A 12,938-nucleotide genomic window follows, 5' to 3' on the forward strand; every position below is an offset into this window, starting at 1 on the left:
TTCCTCAGGCGTCGGCGTTGGCTTTGATCAGGCGGTCGTAGGCCTCCTCGTCGAGCAGCTGCGCGACGGCGCCGGCGTCGGCCGGGATGAAACGGAAGAACCAGCCTTCCCCCAGCGGGTCTTCGTTGACCAGCTCGGGATTGCCTTCGAGTTGCTCGTTGACGGCGACCACTTCGCCGGTCAGGGGCATGTACACACCGCTGGCGGCCTTGACCGACTCGACGGTCGAGGCTTCGGCGCCTTGCTCGTAGCGTTGCAGCTCTGGCAGTTGCACGAAGACCACATCGCCCAGGGCTTTCTGGGCGAAGGCGGTAATTCCGACGGTGACGCTGCCGTCTGCTTCGCTACGCAGCCATTCGTGATCTTCGGTAAAACGCAACTCGCTCATGGAAACTCCTCAAAGGCCGCAGGGGACGGCTGTAGGCGTGGCTCAGGTGAGCCAGGGATGAGGAATGCCTTAGCAATAATGCGGCCATTTATAAAATATCGTTATAAATCAATATGTTAAATAATTTATGGAGATTAGATGATCGTCTGCTGTAGTGAAATCGCTACAGCACAGGCCGGGAAAAAAAGCGCAAGTGGATCAGAACCTTGCACCATGGCCTCGAAACTGTGCTGTATTGATTTCGATACGGCGTATTGATTTCGCTACACGTGATCAGGGCTTGGCCGGGATGCCGTATTTGCGCAGGCGATGGGCGATGGCGGTGTGCGAGGTCTGCAGGCGGCTGGCCAGCTGGCGGGTAGAAGGGTAGCTGCTGTAGAGCTTGGTCAATAGGCTGCGTTCAAAGTCTTCCACGGCCTGTTCCAGGCTATCGACTTCGGCATCGTGGCCACGGGCGACCGAGGTGCCAGCGATGTCCAGGTCGCCGATGTCCACCAGGCTGCTCTCACTGATGGCTGCGGCGCGGAAGATTACGTTCTGCAACTGGCGTACGTTGCCCGGCCAGCGGTTGCCCAGCAGCGCCGGGTAGGTGGCCGGGGCGAGGCGGCACAATGGCCGCTGGATCTGGGTACAGGCCTGCTGCATGAAGTAGCGCGCCAGCAGCAGGATGTCCTGGCCACGCTCGCGCAGCGGCGGTACCTGCAGGTTGAGCACGTTCAGGCGGTAGAACAGGTCTTCGCGAAAGCTGCCTTCGGCGACCATCTTTTCCAGGTCGCGGTGGGTGGCGCTGAGGATGCGCACATTGACCTTCACCTCACGGTCGCCACCAACCCGACGGAAGCTGCCGTCATTGAGAAAGCGCAACAGCTTGGCCTGCAGGTACGGCGACATCTCGCCGATCTCGTCGAGAAACACCGTGCCCTGGTTGGCCAGTTCCATCAGCCCCGGCTTGCCACCGCGCTGCGCGCCGGTAAAGGCGCCGGGGGCGTAGCCGAACAGCTCGCTTTCGGCCAGGTTCTCCGGCAGCGCGGCGCAGTTGAGGGCCAGAAACGGCGCGTTGTGGCGGCTGCTGATGGCGTGGCAGGCGCGGGCCACCAGCTCTTTGCCGGTGCCTGTTTCGCCGTGAATCAACAGCGGCGCATCCAGGGCCGCCACACGCAGGGCGCGGGCCTTGAGGGTGCGGATAGGCGGCGAATCACCGAGCAGCGCATCGAAGCCTTCGGCGTGGTCATGGTGCAGCGCCGACAGCCGCTCACCGATGCGGTTGGGCTGGTACAGGGTCAGCAGGGCGCCGGCATTGGTGATCGGCGTAGCGTCGAGCAGCAGGGTCTGGCCATTGAGGGTGACTTCGCGCATCGGCAAGTGAAAGCCTTGCTCGATCAACGCGTCGAGCAGGCCTGGGTCGCCAAACAGGTCGGCCACCGAACGGTCGGACGGCTCCTGCCCGCACAGCGCCACCAGTGCCGGGTTGGCCAGCAAGACATGGCCGGCACTGTCTAGCGCCAGCACTGGGTCGCTCATGGCCGCGAGCAGGGCATCGAGTTGCAGGTGACGGCGTTGGCCGGGGAGGATGTCGACCACTTGCACGGTTTGCACGCCCTGCACGTTGAACAGCGCATCGTGCAGTTCTTCGAGGACATGGGGGCTGAGGGTCGGGGCGTCAATGTAGACGTTCGGCGGCACCATCTCCACGGCGTCCAGGTTGAGGTTGCGGGCGCCGAGCAGGGCCAGCACTTCCTGGGTGATGCCGACGCGGTCGATGAAACTGACGTGGATGCGCATGGGGAGGGGGATTCAAGGCTGCCGAAGGCGGCAAGTATGCTGTGCGGCCTCTTCGCGGGGCAAGCTCGCTCCCACCAATGTAGGAGCGGGCTTGCCCCGCGAAGAGGCCCGAAGGCTATTCGAAGTGTTCGGGATTGACCGAATCCCCCGATTTCACATCCAGTTTCTCGCGAATGTCCTCGAACATCAGGTCGTAGATCTTGTGCGTTGAGCCCAGGCTCTCGAATTTCTTGGGCGACGGCATGTAGCTCTGCGCCCTGCGCGTGGCAACACTCAGGAAGCTCGGCAGTACCTCTTCCTTGCTCAGGAAGAACTTCTCCTCCACGGTCTTGCCTTCGATGCTCCCATGCATGTGGAAATCAATGCCGTGTTTGTTGGCTTCCCGGACTACTGCGTACTCGATATTCAGGTCGTAACTGTGATCAGCCTTATTCAGTGCAGTGCGCTCGATATGCACGTGACCGGGTTGAAACTGGGCCATGATGGAATCCTCCGGAAAGTTGAAAACGGCGGGCCCGCAAGCCCGCCCACTGCATTCAACGGTAGCTGATTCCAGGCTTCGAGGTGCTCACCCGGGTACCGGCAGTACCCTTGACGATCTCCTCGATGTCGGCCAGCGAACCGATCACCGCGACTTTGCCGGTGTTACGCGCAAAGTCGCAAGCCGCCTGGACTTTCGGGCCCATGGAGCCTGCGGCAAAGCCCAGACGCTCGAGCTCGTCCGGATGCGCCTGGGCAATGGCCTTCTGGGTCGGCTTGCCGTAGTCGATGAACGCGGCGTTGACGTCGGTGGCGATCACCAGCAGGTCGGCGTCCAGCTGTTCGGCCAGCAACGCCGAGCACAGGTCCTTGTCGATCACCGCCTCGATGCCCTTGAGCTTGCGATTCTCGTCATACATGGTGGGGATGCCACCGCCGCCGGCGCAAATCACGATGCTGTTCTTTTCCAGCAGCCATTTGATCGGGCGGATCTCGAAGATGCGCTTGGGTTTGGGGCTGGCCACCACACGACGGTACTTGTCGCCGTCGGCCTTGACCACCCAGCCTTTTTCCTTGGCCAGGCGTTCGGCGTCTTCCTTGCTGTAGACCGGGCCGATGAACTTGGTCGGGTCCTTGAAGGCCGGATCGTTCGCGTCCACCTCGACCTGGGTCAGGAGGGTGGCGAACGGTACTTCGAAGTCCAGCAAGTTGCCCAGTTCCTGTTCGATGATGTAACCGATCATGCCTTCGGTTTCAGCCCCGAGCACATCCAGCGGGTAGGCTTCGTCGGGCTTGTAGGATTGCGCTTGCAACGACAGCAGGCCGACTTGCGGGCCATTGCCGTGGGCGATGACCAGCTCGTTGCCCGAATGGATCTTGGCGATCTGCTCGGCGGCGATGCGGATATTGGCGCGCTGATTGTCTGCAGTCATGGGTTCGCCACGGCGCAGCAGGGCGTTGCCGCCCAATGCAACAACGATACGCATGATGATGTCCTTCTAGGAAAGAGATGCCACCCTGTAGGAGCGGGCTTGCCCCGCGATGGCGGTGCATCTGCTGCACCGCGGTGACGTTATCGCGGGGCAAGCCCGCTCCCACAGAAGTGGTCAGCTGGATTACAGGTCAGCCAGGGTCGAGACCAGGATCGCCTTGATGGTGTGCATGCGGTTTTCCGCCTGCTCGAAGGCGATGCAGGCCGGCGACTCGAACACGTCGTCGGTCACTTCGATACCGTTGGCCAGGTGCGGGTACTGCTCGGCGATCTGTTTGCCGACCTTGGTGTCGGAGTTGTGGAACGCCGGCAGGCAGTGCATGAACTTGGTCCGCGGGTTGCCGGTGGCTTTCATCAGCTCGGCGTTGACCTGGTACGGCAGCAGTTGGGTGATGCGCTCGGCCCAGGCTTCAACCGGCTCGCCCATCGATACCCAGACGTCGGTGTGGATGAAGTCGACGCCCTTGACCGCCGCTTTCGGGTCTTCGGTCAGAGTGATGCGTGCGCCGCTTTCTTCTGCGTATTTCTTGCAACGGGCGACCAGGTCGTCGTGGGGCCACAGGGCTTTGGGCGCGCAGATGCGTACGTCCATGCCGAGCTTGGCGCCGACCAGCAGCAGCGAGTTACCCATGTTGTTACGCGCATCGCCCAGGTAGGCGTAGCTGATCTCGTGGATCGGCTTGTCGGCGTGTTCACGCATGGTCAGCACGTCGGCGATCATCTGGGTCGGGTGGTACTCGTCGGTCAGGCCGTTGAACACCGGTACGCCGGCGAACTTGGCCAGCTCTTCGACGATTTCCTGCTTGAAGCCACGGTACTCGATGGCGTCATACATGCGTCCGAGCACCCGGGCGGTGTCCTTCATGCTTTCCTTGTGGCCGATCTGCGAGGAGTTGGGGTCGATGTAGGTGACGTTGGCGCCCTGGTCGTAGGCAGCCACTTCGAAGGCGCAACGGGTGCGGGTCGAGGTTTTCTCGAAGATCAGCGCAATGTTGTTGCCTTTGAGGTGCTGCTGCTCGGTGCCGGTGTACTTGGCACGTTTCAGGTCGCGGGACAGGTCCAGCAGGTAGCGCAACTCGCGAGGGGTGTGGTGTTCCAGGCTCAGCAGGTTACGGTTGTGGATGTTGAACGCCATGATGATTCTCCTGTTCTTGAGAACGGAAAGCGGTGATCGGCCCGCCTGCACCCGTGGGTGCAGGCGGTGGAGGTCGTTTTAGTAGTCGATTGGGTCACGCACGATCGGGCAGGTCATGCAGTGACCGCCGCCGCGGCCACGGCCCAGTTCGCCGGCGCTGATGGTGATGACTTCGACCCCGGCCTTGCGCAGCAGGGTGTTGGTGTAGGTGTTGCGGTCGTAGCCGATGACCACGCCGGGCTCCAACGCCACCACGTTGTTGCCGTCATCCCACTGCTCGCGCTCGGCGGCAAAGCTGTTGCCGCCGGTCTCGACCACGCGCAGTTGCTTGAGGTTGAGGGATTCGGCGACCACCTCGAGGAACGATTTGTTCTCGCGGCGTACATCCATGCCATACGGCTTGCTGCTGTCGGGGCGAATGACGAACGGGATGATTTCCTTGACCACTTCGGGGAAGACCGTGACCAGGTCGCGGTCGCAGAAGCTGAACACAGTGTCCAGGTGCATCGCCGCACGGGATTTCGGCAAGCCGGCGACGACGACCTTCTCGACCGCGCCCTTGGCGAACAGCGATTGCGCCAGTTGGCCGATGGCCTGGCGCGAGGTGCGTTCGCCCATGCCGATCAGGACCACGCCATTGCCGATCGGCATGACGTCGCCGCCTTCGAGGGTGGCCTTGCCGTGGTCGTGATCCGGATCGCCGTACCAGATGTCGAAGTTGGCATTGGTGAACTCAGGGTGGAACTTGTAGATGGCGGTGGTCAGCAAGGTTTCCTGACGTCGCGCTGGCCAGTACATCGGGTTCAGTGTCACGCCGCCGTAGATCCAGCAGGTGGTGTCGCGGGTGAACTGGGTGTTGGGCAGTGGGTCGAGCAGGAAGCTGGAGTGGCCCAGGTAGTCGCGGTACATCTTGATGACGCTGGCGCCTTCGCTGTCGGGCAGGTCTTCACCGGCCACGCCGCCAATCAGGAACTCGGCCAGTTTGCGCGGCTCCAGGCCTTCGAGCCAGCTGCGCACTTCGTTGGTCAGGCCGACACCGACGGTATCGGGGGTGATCTTGCGGTCGAGAATCCATTTCAGTGCTTCAGGTTGAGCGACGATGTCGGTCAGCAGATTGTGCATTTCCAGCACTTCGATGCCACGCTCGCGCATTTTGGTGACGAAGTCGAAGTGGTCGCGCTTGGCCTGGTTGACCCAGATGACGTCGTCGAACAGTAGCTCGTCGCAGTTGCTCGGGGTCAGGCGCTGGTGTGCCAGGCCAGGGGAGCAGACCATTACTTTGCGCAGTTTGCCGGCTTCGGAATGTACGCCGTACTTAGCTTTATCCGTGGACATGGTTCATTTCCTCCAAGTTGCGAAAACGGGGGGTTACAGAGTCAGGAAGCCGTCGTACAGGCCATAGGCAGCCACCAGGGCGCCCAGGACCACGGCGGCGAAGATCAGCTTCTCCACGTTGGTAAAAATCGGTTGGCCGACCTCACGCTTGGCCTTGGCGAACAGGATCACGCCAGGGGCATAGAGCAGCGCTGAGAGCAGCAGGTATTTGACGCCGCCGGCGTACAGCAGCCAGACCGCGTAGACCAGGGCGATAGCGCCGATGACCAGGTCTTTCTTGCGTTCGGCCAGGGCCTGTTCGTAGGTTTCACTGCGCAGGGCGAGCAGGAAGGCATAGGCGGCCGACCACAGGTAAGGCACCAGGATCATCGAGGTGGCGAGGTAGATCAGCGACAGGTAGGTACTGGCCGAGAACAGGGTGATGACCAGGAAGATCTGCACCATGGCGTTGGTCAGCCACAGGGCATTGGCCGGCACATGGTTGGCGTTCTCGCGGCGCAGGAACTCCGGCATGGTGTGGTCTTTGGCGGCGGCGAACATGATCTCGGCGCACAGCAGCACCCAGGACAGCAGGGCACCGAGCAGCGAGACGATCAGGCCGACGCTGATCAGCACCGCACCCCAGTGACCGACCACGTGCTCAAGCACGGCGGCCATCGACGGGTTCTGCAGCTTGGCCAGTTCCGGTTGGGTCATGATGCCCAGCGACAGCACGTTGACCAGCACCAGGAACAGCAGCACGGTGATGAAACCGATGACTGTGGCCTTGCCCACGTCCGAGCGCTTTTCCGCCCGGGCCGAGAAGATGCTCGCGCCTTCGATGCCGATGAACACCCAGACGGTGACCAGCATCATGTTGCGCACCTGGTTCATTACGCTGCCCAGGTCAGGGTTCATCGAACCCCAGATGTCAGCGGTGAAGATGTCCAGTTTGAAAGCGAACAGGGCGATCAGGATGAACAACGCCAGCGGCACGACCTTGGCCACGGTGGTGACCAGGTTGATGAACGCCGCTTCCTTGATGCCGCGCAGTACCAAAAAATGCACGGCCCAGAGCAGTACCGAGGCACCAATGACGGCTGCCGGCGTGTTGCCCTCGCCAAAGATCGGGAAGAAGTAGCCGAGGGTACTGAATAGCAACACGAAGTAGCCGACGTTGCCCAGCCAGGCACTGATCCAGTAGCCCCAAGCCGAAGAAAAGCCCATGTAATCGCCGAAGCCGGCCTTGGCGTAGGCGTACACCCCGCCGTCCAGGTCAGGCTTGCGGTTGGCCAGGGTCTGGAACACGAAAGCCAGGGTCAGCATACCGATGGCGGTAATGCCCCAACCGATCAGAACAGCGCCTACATCAGCACTTGCGGCCATGTTTTGCGGCAACGAAAAGATCCCGCCGCCGATCATCGAGCCGACAACAAGTGCAACCAGCGCACCAAGTCGTAGTTTTCCGGGAGCGTCTGACATTGAATAACTCCATAGCAGGAGAAGAGATGACGCTAGAATAAATCCAGCGGCGAAGTCGTTAGCTGATTCAGGTCAGTTCATCAGGACATTCCATTGCAAATCAGTGACTGAAACAGCCTCCCGGAGGCTGTCGGTCGCGGTACTGCAAGCCTTGTCAACTGGCACCTCCATGGCGTTTTAGAGCAATCGCTCTTGCGGGGCTGCGAGAGTTGAAGCTAGTCCGTTTTGGCGGAATCGCAAATTTTCCATGAGAAAATTTCTTATTCGCTTGAAGAAGCGGAGATTGTGCACAAAACTCACCATTTAGTTCGGTCCGCATAGAGTCGCTAGTTATGAGCAGGTCGCGCTTAGTGGTTTAATACATATAGACGCTTACACTCGGCTTATATTTAACTCAGGGTGTACTGCTGGTATTACAAACACGAGACAGAAAGGGGATCGGCATGTCCGAATCTGGACAGAAACTACGCCTGGGTGCGTTGATCGCCTTGGTGGTCGGCTCGATGATCGGCGGCGGGATTTTCTCGCTGCCACAAAACATGGCTGCACGTGCCGACGTCGGTGCGGTATTGATCGGCTGGGGTATCACGGCGGTGGGCATGCTGGCGCTGGCCTTCGTGTTCCAGACCCTGGCCAACCGCAAACCCGAGCTCGACTCCGGGGTGTATGCCTACGCCAAGGCCGGCTTTGGCGAGTACATGGGCTTTTCTTCGGCCTGGGGTTACTGGATCAGTGCCTGGCTGGGCAACGTCGGCTATTTCGTATTGCTGTTCAGCACCCTGGGCTTCTACTTTCCGGTGTTTGGCGAAGGCAATACGCCAATCGCCATTGCCTGTGCCTCGTTGCTGCTGTGGGCGGTACATTTTCTGGTGTTGCGCGGGATCAAAGAGGCGGCGTTCATCAACCAGGTGACCACCGTAGCCAAGATCGTGCCGCTGGTGATGTTTATCGTCATTGCTGCCGTGGCCTTTCGCGCCGACATTTTCACCCGTGATATCTGGGGCCTGAGCAACCCGAAATTCGGCAGTGTGCTCGACCAGGTGCGCAACATGATGCTGGTGACGGTCTTCGTGTTTATCGGCATCGAGGGCGCCAGCGTCTACTCGGGCCGGGCGGCGAAGCGCTCGGACGTCGGCAAGGCCACGGTGATCGGCTTTATCGGCGTGCTGGCCTTGCTGGTGCTGGTCAACGTGCTGTCGCTCGGAGTCATGACCCAGCCGGAGCTTGCGGCCCTGCAGAACCCGTCGCTGGCCTCGGTGCTGGAGCATATCGTCGGGCCCTGGGGGGCCTTGTTGATCAGTATCGGCCTGGCGGTATCGCTGTTGGGCGCGTTGCTTTCGTGGGCCTTGTTGTGCGCCGAGATCCTGTTTGCCACGGCGCGCGACCAGACCATGCCGCGCTTTCTGGCCAGGGAAAACGCCAATCACGTGCCGGCCAATGCCCTGTGGCTGACCAATGTGATGATTCAGCTGTTCTTGCTGATCACGCTGTTCTCGGCCGGTACCTATACCAGCCTGATTTACCTGGCGTCGTCGATGATCCTGGTGCCTTACCTGTGGTCGGCGGCCTATGCGGTGCTGCTGGCGCTGCGCGGTGAGTCCTATGAGGGGCACCCGGGGGCGCGGCGCAAGGACCTGCTGATTGCCGCGATTGCGCTGGTGTATGCAATCTGGCTGCTGTACGCCGGCGGGCTCAAGTACCTGCTGCTGTCAGCGCTGCTGTATGCGCCGGGGGTGATCCTGTTTGCCCGTGCCAAGCATGAGCAGGGGCAAGCGTTGTTTACCACCTGGGAGAAGCTGATCTTTGCTGCCGTGCTGGTGGGGGCGGGGCTGGCGGCTTATGGGTTGTACAGTGGGGTGCTGAGCCTTTAAAGCATCGCGGGGCAAGCCCGCTCCCACACTGTGGGAGCGGGCTTGCCCCGCGATAACTTTACACCCTGAACTGATCCATCAAGGCCATCTGCTGCGTGGACAGGGTGTTGAGCTGGCTGCTCACCTGCGCCGATTCTGCAGCCTGGCCGGTGAGGGTTTCGGTCACGCCGCGGATCGCCGAAACGTTGCGGTTGACCTCTTCGGCCACCGCGCTCTGCTGCTCGGCAGCGCTGGCGATCTGCAGGTTCATGTCGCTGATCACGGTCACCGCTTCGCTGATCTTGTCCAGCGCCTGGACTGCCTGGTGGATCTGCCCGGCGTTCTCCTGGGCCTTGCCGTGGCTCGAATGCATGGTTGCAACCACCTCGCGGGTGTTGCTCTGGATACGCTCGATCACCTGGCGGATTTCCTCCACCGAGTCTTGGGTGCGGCGTGCCAGGTTGCGCACTTCGTCGGCGACCACGGCAAACCCGCGACCGCTTTCACCGGCGCGGGCCGCTTCGATGGCGGCGTTCAGCGCCAGCAGGTTGGTCTGTTCGGCGATGCTGCGGATCACTTCCAGCACCGAACCGATCTGTTCGCTGTTCTGCGCCAGGGTTTCCACTTCGCTTACCGCCTTGCTGACCTGTTCTGCGAGTACGGTGATGTCGCGGGTGCTGCGCTCGATGATCGCCATGCCGTCTTTGGCCGAGCGATCGGCGCCGCGTGCGGCATCGGCGGCACTGGCGGCGCTGTTGGCAACATCGTGGGCGGTGGCGCTCATTTCGTTGGAGGCGGTGGCCACCTGGTCGATTTCGCGGAACTGCACCTGCATGCCTTCGCTGGTGCGTTGGGCAATCGCCGAGGACTGATCGGCGGTGGCCCGGGCCTGGGTGATGCTCTGCTTGATCTGGGCGATGGTCGGCTGCAACTTGTCGAGAAAGCGGTTGAAGCCGCCGGTCAAGCGGCCTAGCTCATCCTTGCGCGCATAGCGCAGGCGCTGGGTCAGGTCGCCTTCACCGCTGGCGATGTCTTCGAGCATGCTCGCCACGGTATTGAGCGGCCGGGTCACCCCGGTCGCGGTCAGCCACATCAGCAGCAAGCCAACCAGGCCGGCCAGCGTGGCGAACAGCACCACCTTGAGCGTGCCGCTGGTGCGGGCGTCTTCGAGGGTGGCCTGCAGGCTGATGGCGTCGGCCAGCAGCACCTGCTTGGGCAGGTCGATGAGAATGCCCCAGGGTTTGCTGTCGGTGATTGGCTGGACAGGGTTGACCGCGCGGATGGCCTCGCCCTGCTCAAGGATCAGCGACTGGTTGCTGGCGATGGTCTGCAGCGCCTGCTGGCCGTCCTGTCCAATGTTCTTGCCGACCTTGGCGGCATCGTTGCTGTTGGCCGCCAGCAGGCCGCTGGGGGCAACGATCATCAGTTGGCCGGCGCCGTTGAACAGCTCTTGCTGGGCTTGGGCGGCAGCGGACTGCAGGGCATCGAGGGAGATATCCACACCTGCCACGGCGATCACCTTGCCGTTGTGCAGCAGCGGCACAGTGATGCTGGTCATCAGCATCTGCTTGCCGCCGACGGTGTCTGAGTAGGGTTCGAGCAGGCAGGCGCGGGCACTGTTGCGCGAGCAGGTGTACCAGACGTTGTAGGGCGTGCCGCTGAGGTTGATCTCGGTCTTGTTCAGGTCGACGTCGCTGATCACCGTGTTCAGGGCCTGGCCCTGGGCGCGGCTCCAGTAGCTGGCGAAGCGGCCGCTTTCGTTGCTCAGGTGCTTGGCATCGTTGGCAAAGGCGCTGTCGCCACCTTCCATGCCTTCGGCCTCGAAGGCCAGCCATATGCCCAGAACATCCGGGTTGCGTTTGAAGCTGGTGGCCAGGCTCTGGTTGATCGCTGCGCGCAGCTCACCGCCGCTCAGGCCCCGCTCGCGGGCCAGTTGCTGCAGGTCCTGGACCTGGTCGGCGAGTGCGGTAATGACGGTCTGGCTGTCGCTGAAGGTACGCCGCAGCATTTCGGCTTTTTCGCCGGCGCGGGCCTGCAGCAGGGCCTGGACGTTGCGGGTGAGCATGGTGGTGCTGGCCTCGCCAACCAGTTCATCGCTCTGGTGCGATTGATACAGGTTGATACCGACCACGAGGGCGACCACGCCAAGCAGGCAGAGGCCGGAGAGCAGGACGATTTTCAGGCGGATCGAGAGCGTGTCGAACATGGACGTACTCGCTAAAAGGCAGGCCGGTAGAGGACCGAGCAGCAGGGCTGGCTCGATTCGCTACATCCTTTTAGCGATAACAGTGCATCGGCTTTATCGCCTTAGCCATGAGTGCCCGCCGATGAACGGTCGGCGAGGCTCAAGGGTGCGGCTTCTGGCCGTGACCAGATCCACAGGTTGCCCAGGGCCATGCCGGTAATGGCGAGAAACACCGGCCAATGATGATCGAGGAACACCAGCATCAGGCTTGCGCACAGCAGCATGCTGACGGTGGCGCTGACCTTGGCCCGGCGCTGGATTACCTTGCCGTTGCGCCAGTTGCTCAGGATCGGCCCGAACAGCCGGTGGTTTTCCAGCCAGGCGCTCAGGCGTGGCGAGCTGCGGGTGGCGGCCCAGGCGGCGAGCAGGATGAATTCGGTGGTGGGCAGGCCGGGAATCACGATGGCCACAAGGCCGATGCCCAGGCTGACGTAAGCCAGCAGGCCGAAAAGCAGGCGTGAGAGTTTTGAAGCGACTGGGCGGGTCATGGGCTTGTCGGTGTGCACGGGCAAGGCCCGGTTACCGCGAGGGTAACCGGGTACGGCGCATCAGGCCAGTTCGGCTTTAGGCGCAGTGGCGTAAGCGTGTTTGAGCAGTTCGGTGAAACGCTCGAAGGCGGCCACGGCGCCTTGCTCGGCCTTGGCTTCTTCTTCGGCGCTCAGTTCCAGGCCGTCGAGGATACGGGTGAACTGTTTCCAGCCTTCGGCGCGGCCACCGGCCGGCTCGCCCAGGTGGCGGGCACCGAAGTTGTCGGACAGGCCCAGAACGACGGCGCGCTTGATCAGGAACGCGGCGCCAAGCTTGGAGCCTTCGGAAACGAAGATCCAACCCATGGCTTCACCCAGGCTTGGGCTCTGCACGGCGCCGGCGAAGTCGGCGGGGATTTCGGTGTTCAGGTCAGCCAGGTCCAGGCCGGCCTGTTCGGCGCGGCAGCGCTCGGCCAGGTCAGGGACGATGGCAATCAGCGCCGGGTCGGTGTACAGCGCCTTGAGTTCGGACTGGAACAGGTACTGGGCGACGACAAAGCGGGCGAAGCTCTCGCGGGTTTCGAACGGCGCGTGGGATTTGACCAGGGCGTCCAGTTCGGTGTGCGGCGCGTGGGTCAGCTGGTTCAAGCGTTGCGAACGCAGGCTGGCGCGTTCGGTGGTGGTAGCGGCGGTCATGGTGATTCCTTGCGAAATGGGCGTGCCTGATGACTAGACGAATGAGAAGACGCGCGACAGTAAAAAAACCTCACCTGTACGGTTTTTCGCGGGGCAAGCCCGCTCCTA

The 12,938-nt window shown here is 61.9% G+C and carries 11 protein-coding genes and 1 pseudogene; 1 reads left to right on the plus strand and 11 read right to left on the minus strand.

Annotation, left to right across the window (positions count from 1 at the left end; translation table 11 throughout):
* Positions 1-4 precede the first annotated feature (4 nt).
* The 7 genes from gcvH to arcD (EXN22_RS06650) all read right to left on the minus strand — a co-directional run bounded on the left by gcvH (position 5) and on the right by arcD (EXN22_RS06650) (position 7,572).
* Positions 5-388 carry a glycine cleavage system protein GcvH gene (gcvH, locus tag EXN22_RS06620; protein ID WP_130263304.1) on the minus strand — a complete coding sequence of 128 codons (384 nt, stop codon included), beginning with the start codon at positions 386-388 and terminating at the stop codon, positions 5-7.
* Between the two features lie 273 nt (positions 389-661).
* A complete protein-coding gene (locus EXN22_RS06625) occupies positions 662-2,170 on the minus strand; it encodes a sigma-54-dependent transcriptional regulator (RefSeq protein ID WP_130263305.1) in 1,509 nt (502 codons plus the stop codon).
* Between the two features lie 115 nt (positions 2,171-2,285).
* Positions 2,286-2,651 (minus strand): DUF5064 family protein, encoded by a 366-nt coding sequence (locus tag EXN22_RS06630; protein WP_130263306.1) that lies wholly within the window; start codon positions 2,649-2,651, stop codon positions 2,286-2,288.
* Positions 2,652-2,706: 55 nt separating this feature from the next.
* Positions 2,707-3,636, minus strand: a complete 930-nt coding sequence (gene arcC, locus EXN22_RS06635) for a carbamate kinase (protein WP_130263307.1) — start codon at positions 3,634-3,636, stop codon at positions 2,707-2,709.
* Positions 3,637-3,765: 129 nt separating this feature from the next.
* Positions 3,766-4,776 (minus strand): ornithine carbamoyltransferase, encoded by a 1,011-nt coding sequence (locus EXN22_RS06640; RefSeq protein ID WP_130263308.1) that lies wholly within the window; start codon positions 4,774-4,776, stop codon positions 3,766-3,768.
* 78 nt (positions 4,777-4,854) lie between these two features.
* On the minus strand, positions 4,855-6,111 hold the full coding sequence (gene arcA, locus EXN22_RS06645; protein ID WP_130263309.1) for an arginine deiminase: 1,257 nt from the start codon (positions 6,109-6,111) through the stop codon (positions 4,855-4,857).
* A 33-nt stretch (positions 6,112-6,144) separates the two neighbouring features.
* Positions 6,145-7,572 (minus strand): arginine-ornithine antiporter, encoded by a 1,428-nt coding sequence (gene arcD, locus EXN22_RS06650; protein WP_130263310.1) that lies wholly within the window; start codon positions 7,570-7,572, stop codon positions 6,145-6,147.
* 443 nt (positions 7,573-8,015) lie between these two features.
* On the opposite strand from arcD (EXN22_RS06650), the gene arcD (EXN22_RS06655) reads away from it, so the two are divergent.
* Positions 8,016-9,443, plus strand: coding sequence for an arginine-ornithine antiporter (arcD, locus tag EXN22_RS06655; RefSeq protein WP_130263311.1), 1,428 nt, complete (start codon positions 8,016-8,018; stop codon positions 9,441-9,443).
* A 58-nt stretch (positions 9,444-9,501) separates the two neighbouring features.
* Here the strand turns inward: arcD (EXN22_RS06655) and EXN22_RS26635 are convergent, their stop codons facing one another.
* From EXN22_RS26635 to EXN22_RS06670, 4 genes and pseudogenes are all read right to left on the minus strand, one after another.
* A complete protein-coding gene (locus tag EXN22_RS26635) occupies positions 9,502-10,257 on the minus strand; it encodes a methyl-accepting chemotaxis protein (RefSeq protein WP_407691962.1) in 756 nt (251 codons plus the stop codon).
* Positions 10,258-10,407: 150 nt separating this feature from the next.
* Positions 10,408-11,628 (minus strand): annotated as a pseudogene (locus tag EXN22_RS26640) (PDC sensor domain-containing protein); the annotation flags it as partial.
* A 101-nt stretch (positions 11,629-11,729) separates the two neighbouring features.
* Positions 11,730-12,155, minus strand: a complete 426-nt coding sequence (locus EXN22_RS06665) for a YbaN family protein (RefSeq protein ID WP_130263313.1) — start codon at positions 12,153-12,155, stop codon at positions 11,730-11,732.
* Between the two features lie 60 nt (positions 12,156-12,215).
* A complete protein-coding gene (locus EXN22_RS06670; protein ID WP_130263314.1) occupies positions 12,216-12,830 on the minus strand; it encodes a biliverdin-producing heme oxygenase in 615 nt (204 codons plus the stop codon).
* Positions 12,831-12,938 lie beyond the last annotated feature (108 nt).

It is taken from the genome of Pseudomonas tructae, from assembly GCF_004214895.1.
GTDB classification, from domain to species: domain Bacteria; phylum Pseudomonadota; class Gammaproteobacteria; order Pseudomonadales; family Pseudomonadaceae; genus Aquipseudomonas; species Aquipseudomonas tructae.

Excerpts from the sequence above, each read along its gene's own strand:
- EXN22_RS26635 (WP_407691962.1), bottom strand. The coding sequence starts at position 10,257 with ATGCAGGTGCAGTTCCGCGAAATCGACCAGGTGGCCACCGCCTCCAAC.
- arcC (WP_130263307.1), bottom strand. The coding sequence starts at position 3,636 with ATGCGTATCGTTGTTGCATTGGGCGGCAACGCCCTGCTGCGCCGTGGC.
- EXN22_RS06630 (WP_130263306.1), bottom strand. The coding sequence starts at position 2,651 with ATGGCCCAGTTTCAACCCGGTCACGTGCATATCGAGCGCACTGCACTG.
- EXN22_RS06670 (WP_130263314.1), bottom strand. The coding sequence starts at position 12,830 with ATGACCGCCGCTACCACCACCGAACGCGCCAGCCTGCGTTCGCAACGC.
- arcD (WP_130263310.1), bottom strand. The coding sequence starts at position 7,572 with ATGTCAGACGCTCCCGGAAAACTACGACTTGGTGCGCTGGTTGCACTT.
- EXN22_RS06625 (WP_130263305.1), bottom strand. The coding sequence starts at position 2,170 with ATGCGCATCCACGTCAGTTTCATCGACCGCGTCGGCATCACCCAGGAA.
- arcA (WP_130263309.1), bottom strand. The coding sequence starts at position 6,111 with ATGTCCACGGATAAAGCTAAGTACGGCGTACATTCCGAAGCCGGCAAA.
- EXN22_RS06665 (WP_130263313.1), bottom strand. The coding sequence starts at position 12,155 with ATGACCCGCCCAGTCGCTTCAAAACTCTCACGCCTGCTTTTCGGCCTG.
- arcD (WP_130263311.1), top strand. The coding sequence starts at position 8,016 with ATGTCCGAATCTGGACAGAAACTACGCCTGGGTGCGTTGATCGCCTTG.
- EXN22_RS06640 (WP_130263308.1), bottom strand. The coding sequence starts at position 4,776 with ATGGCGTTCAACATCCACAACCGTAACCTGCTGAGCCTGGAACACCAC.
- gcvH (WP_130263304.1), bottom strand. The coding sequence starts at position 388 with ATGAGCGAGTTGCGTTTTACCGAAGATCACGAATGGCTGCGTAGCGAA.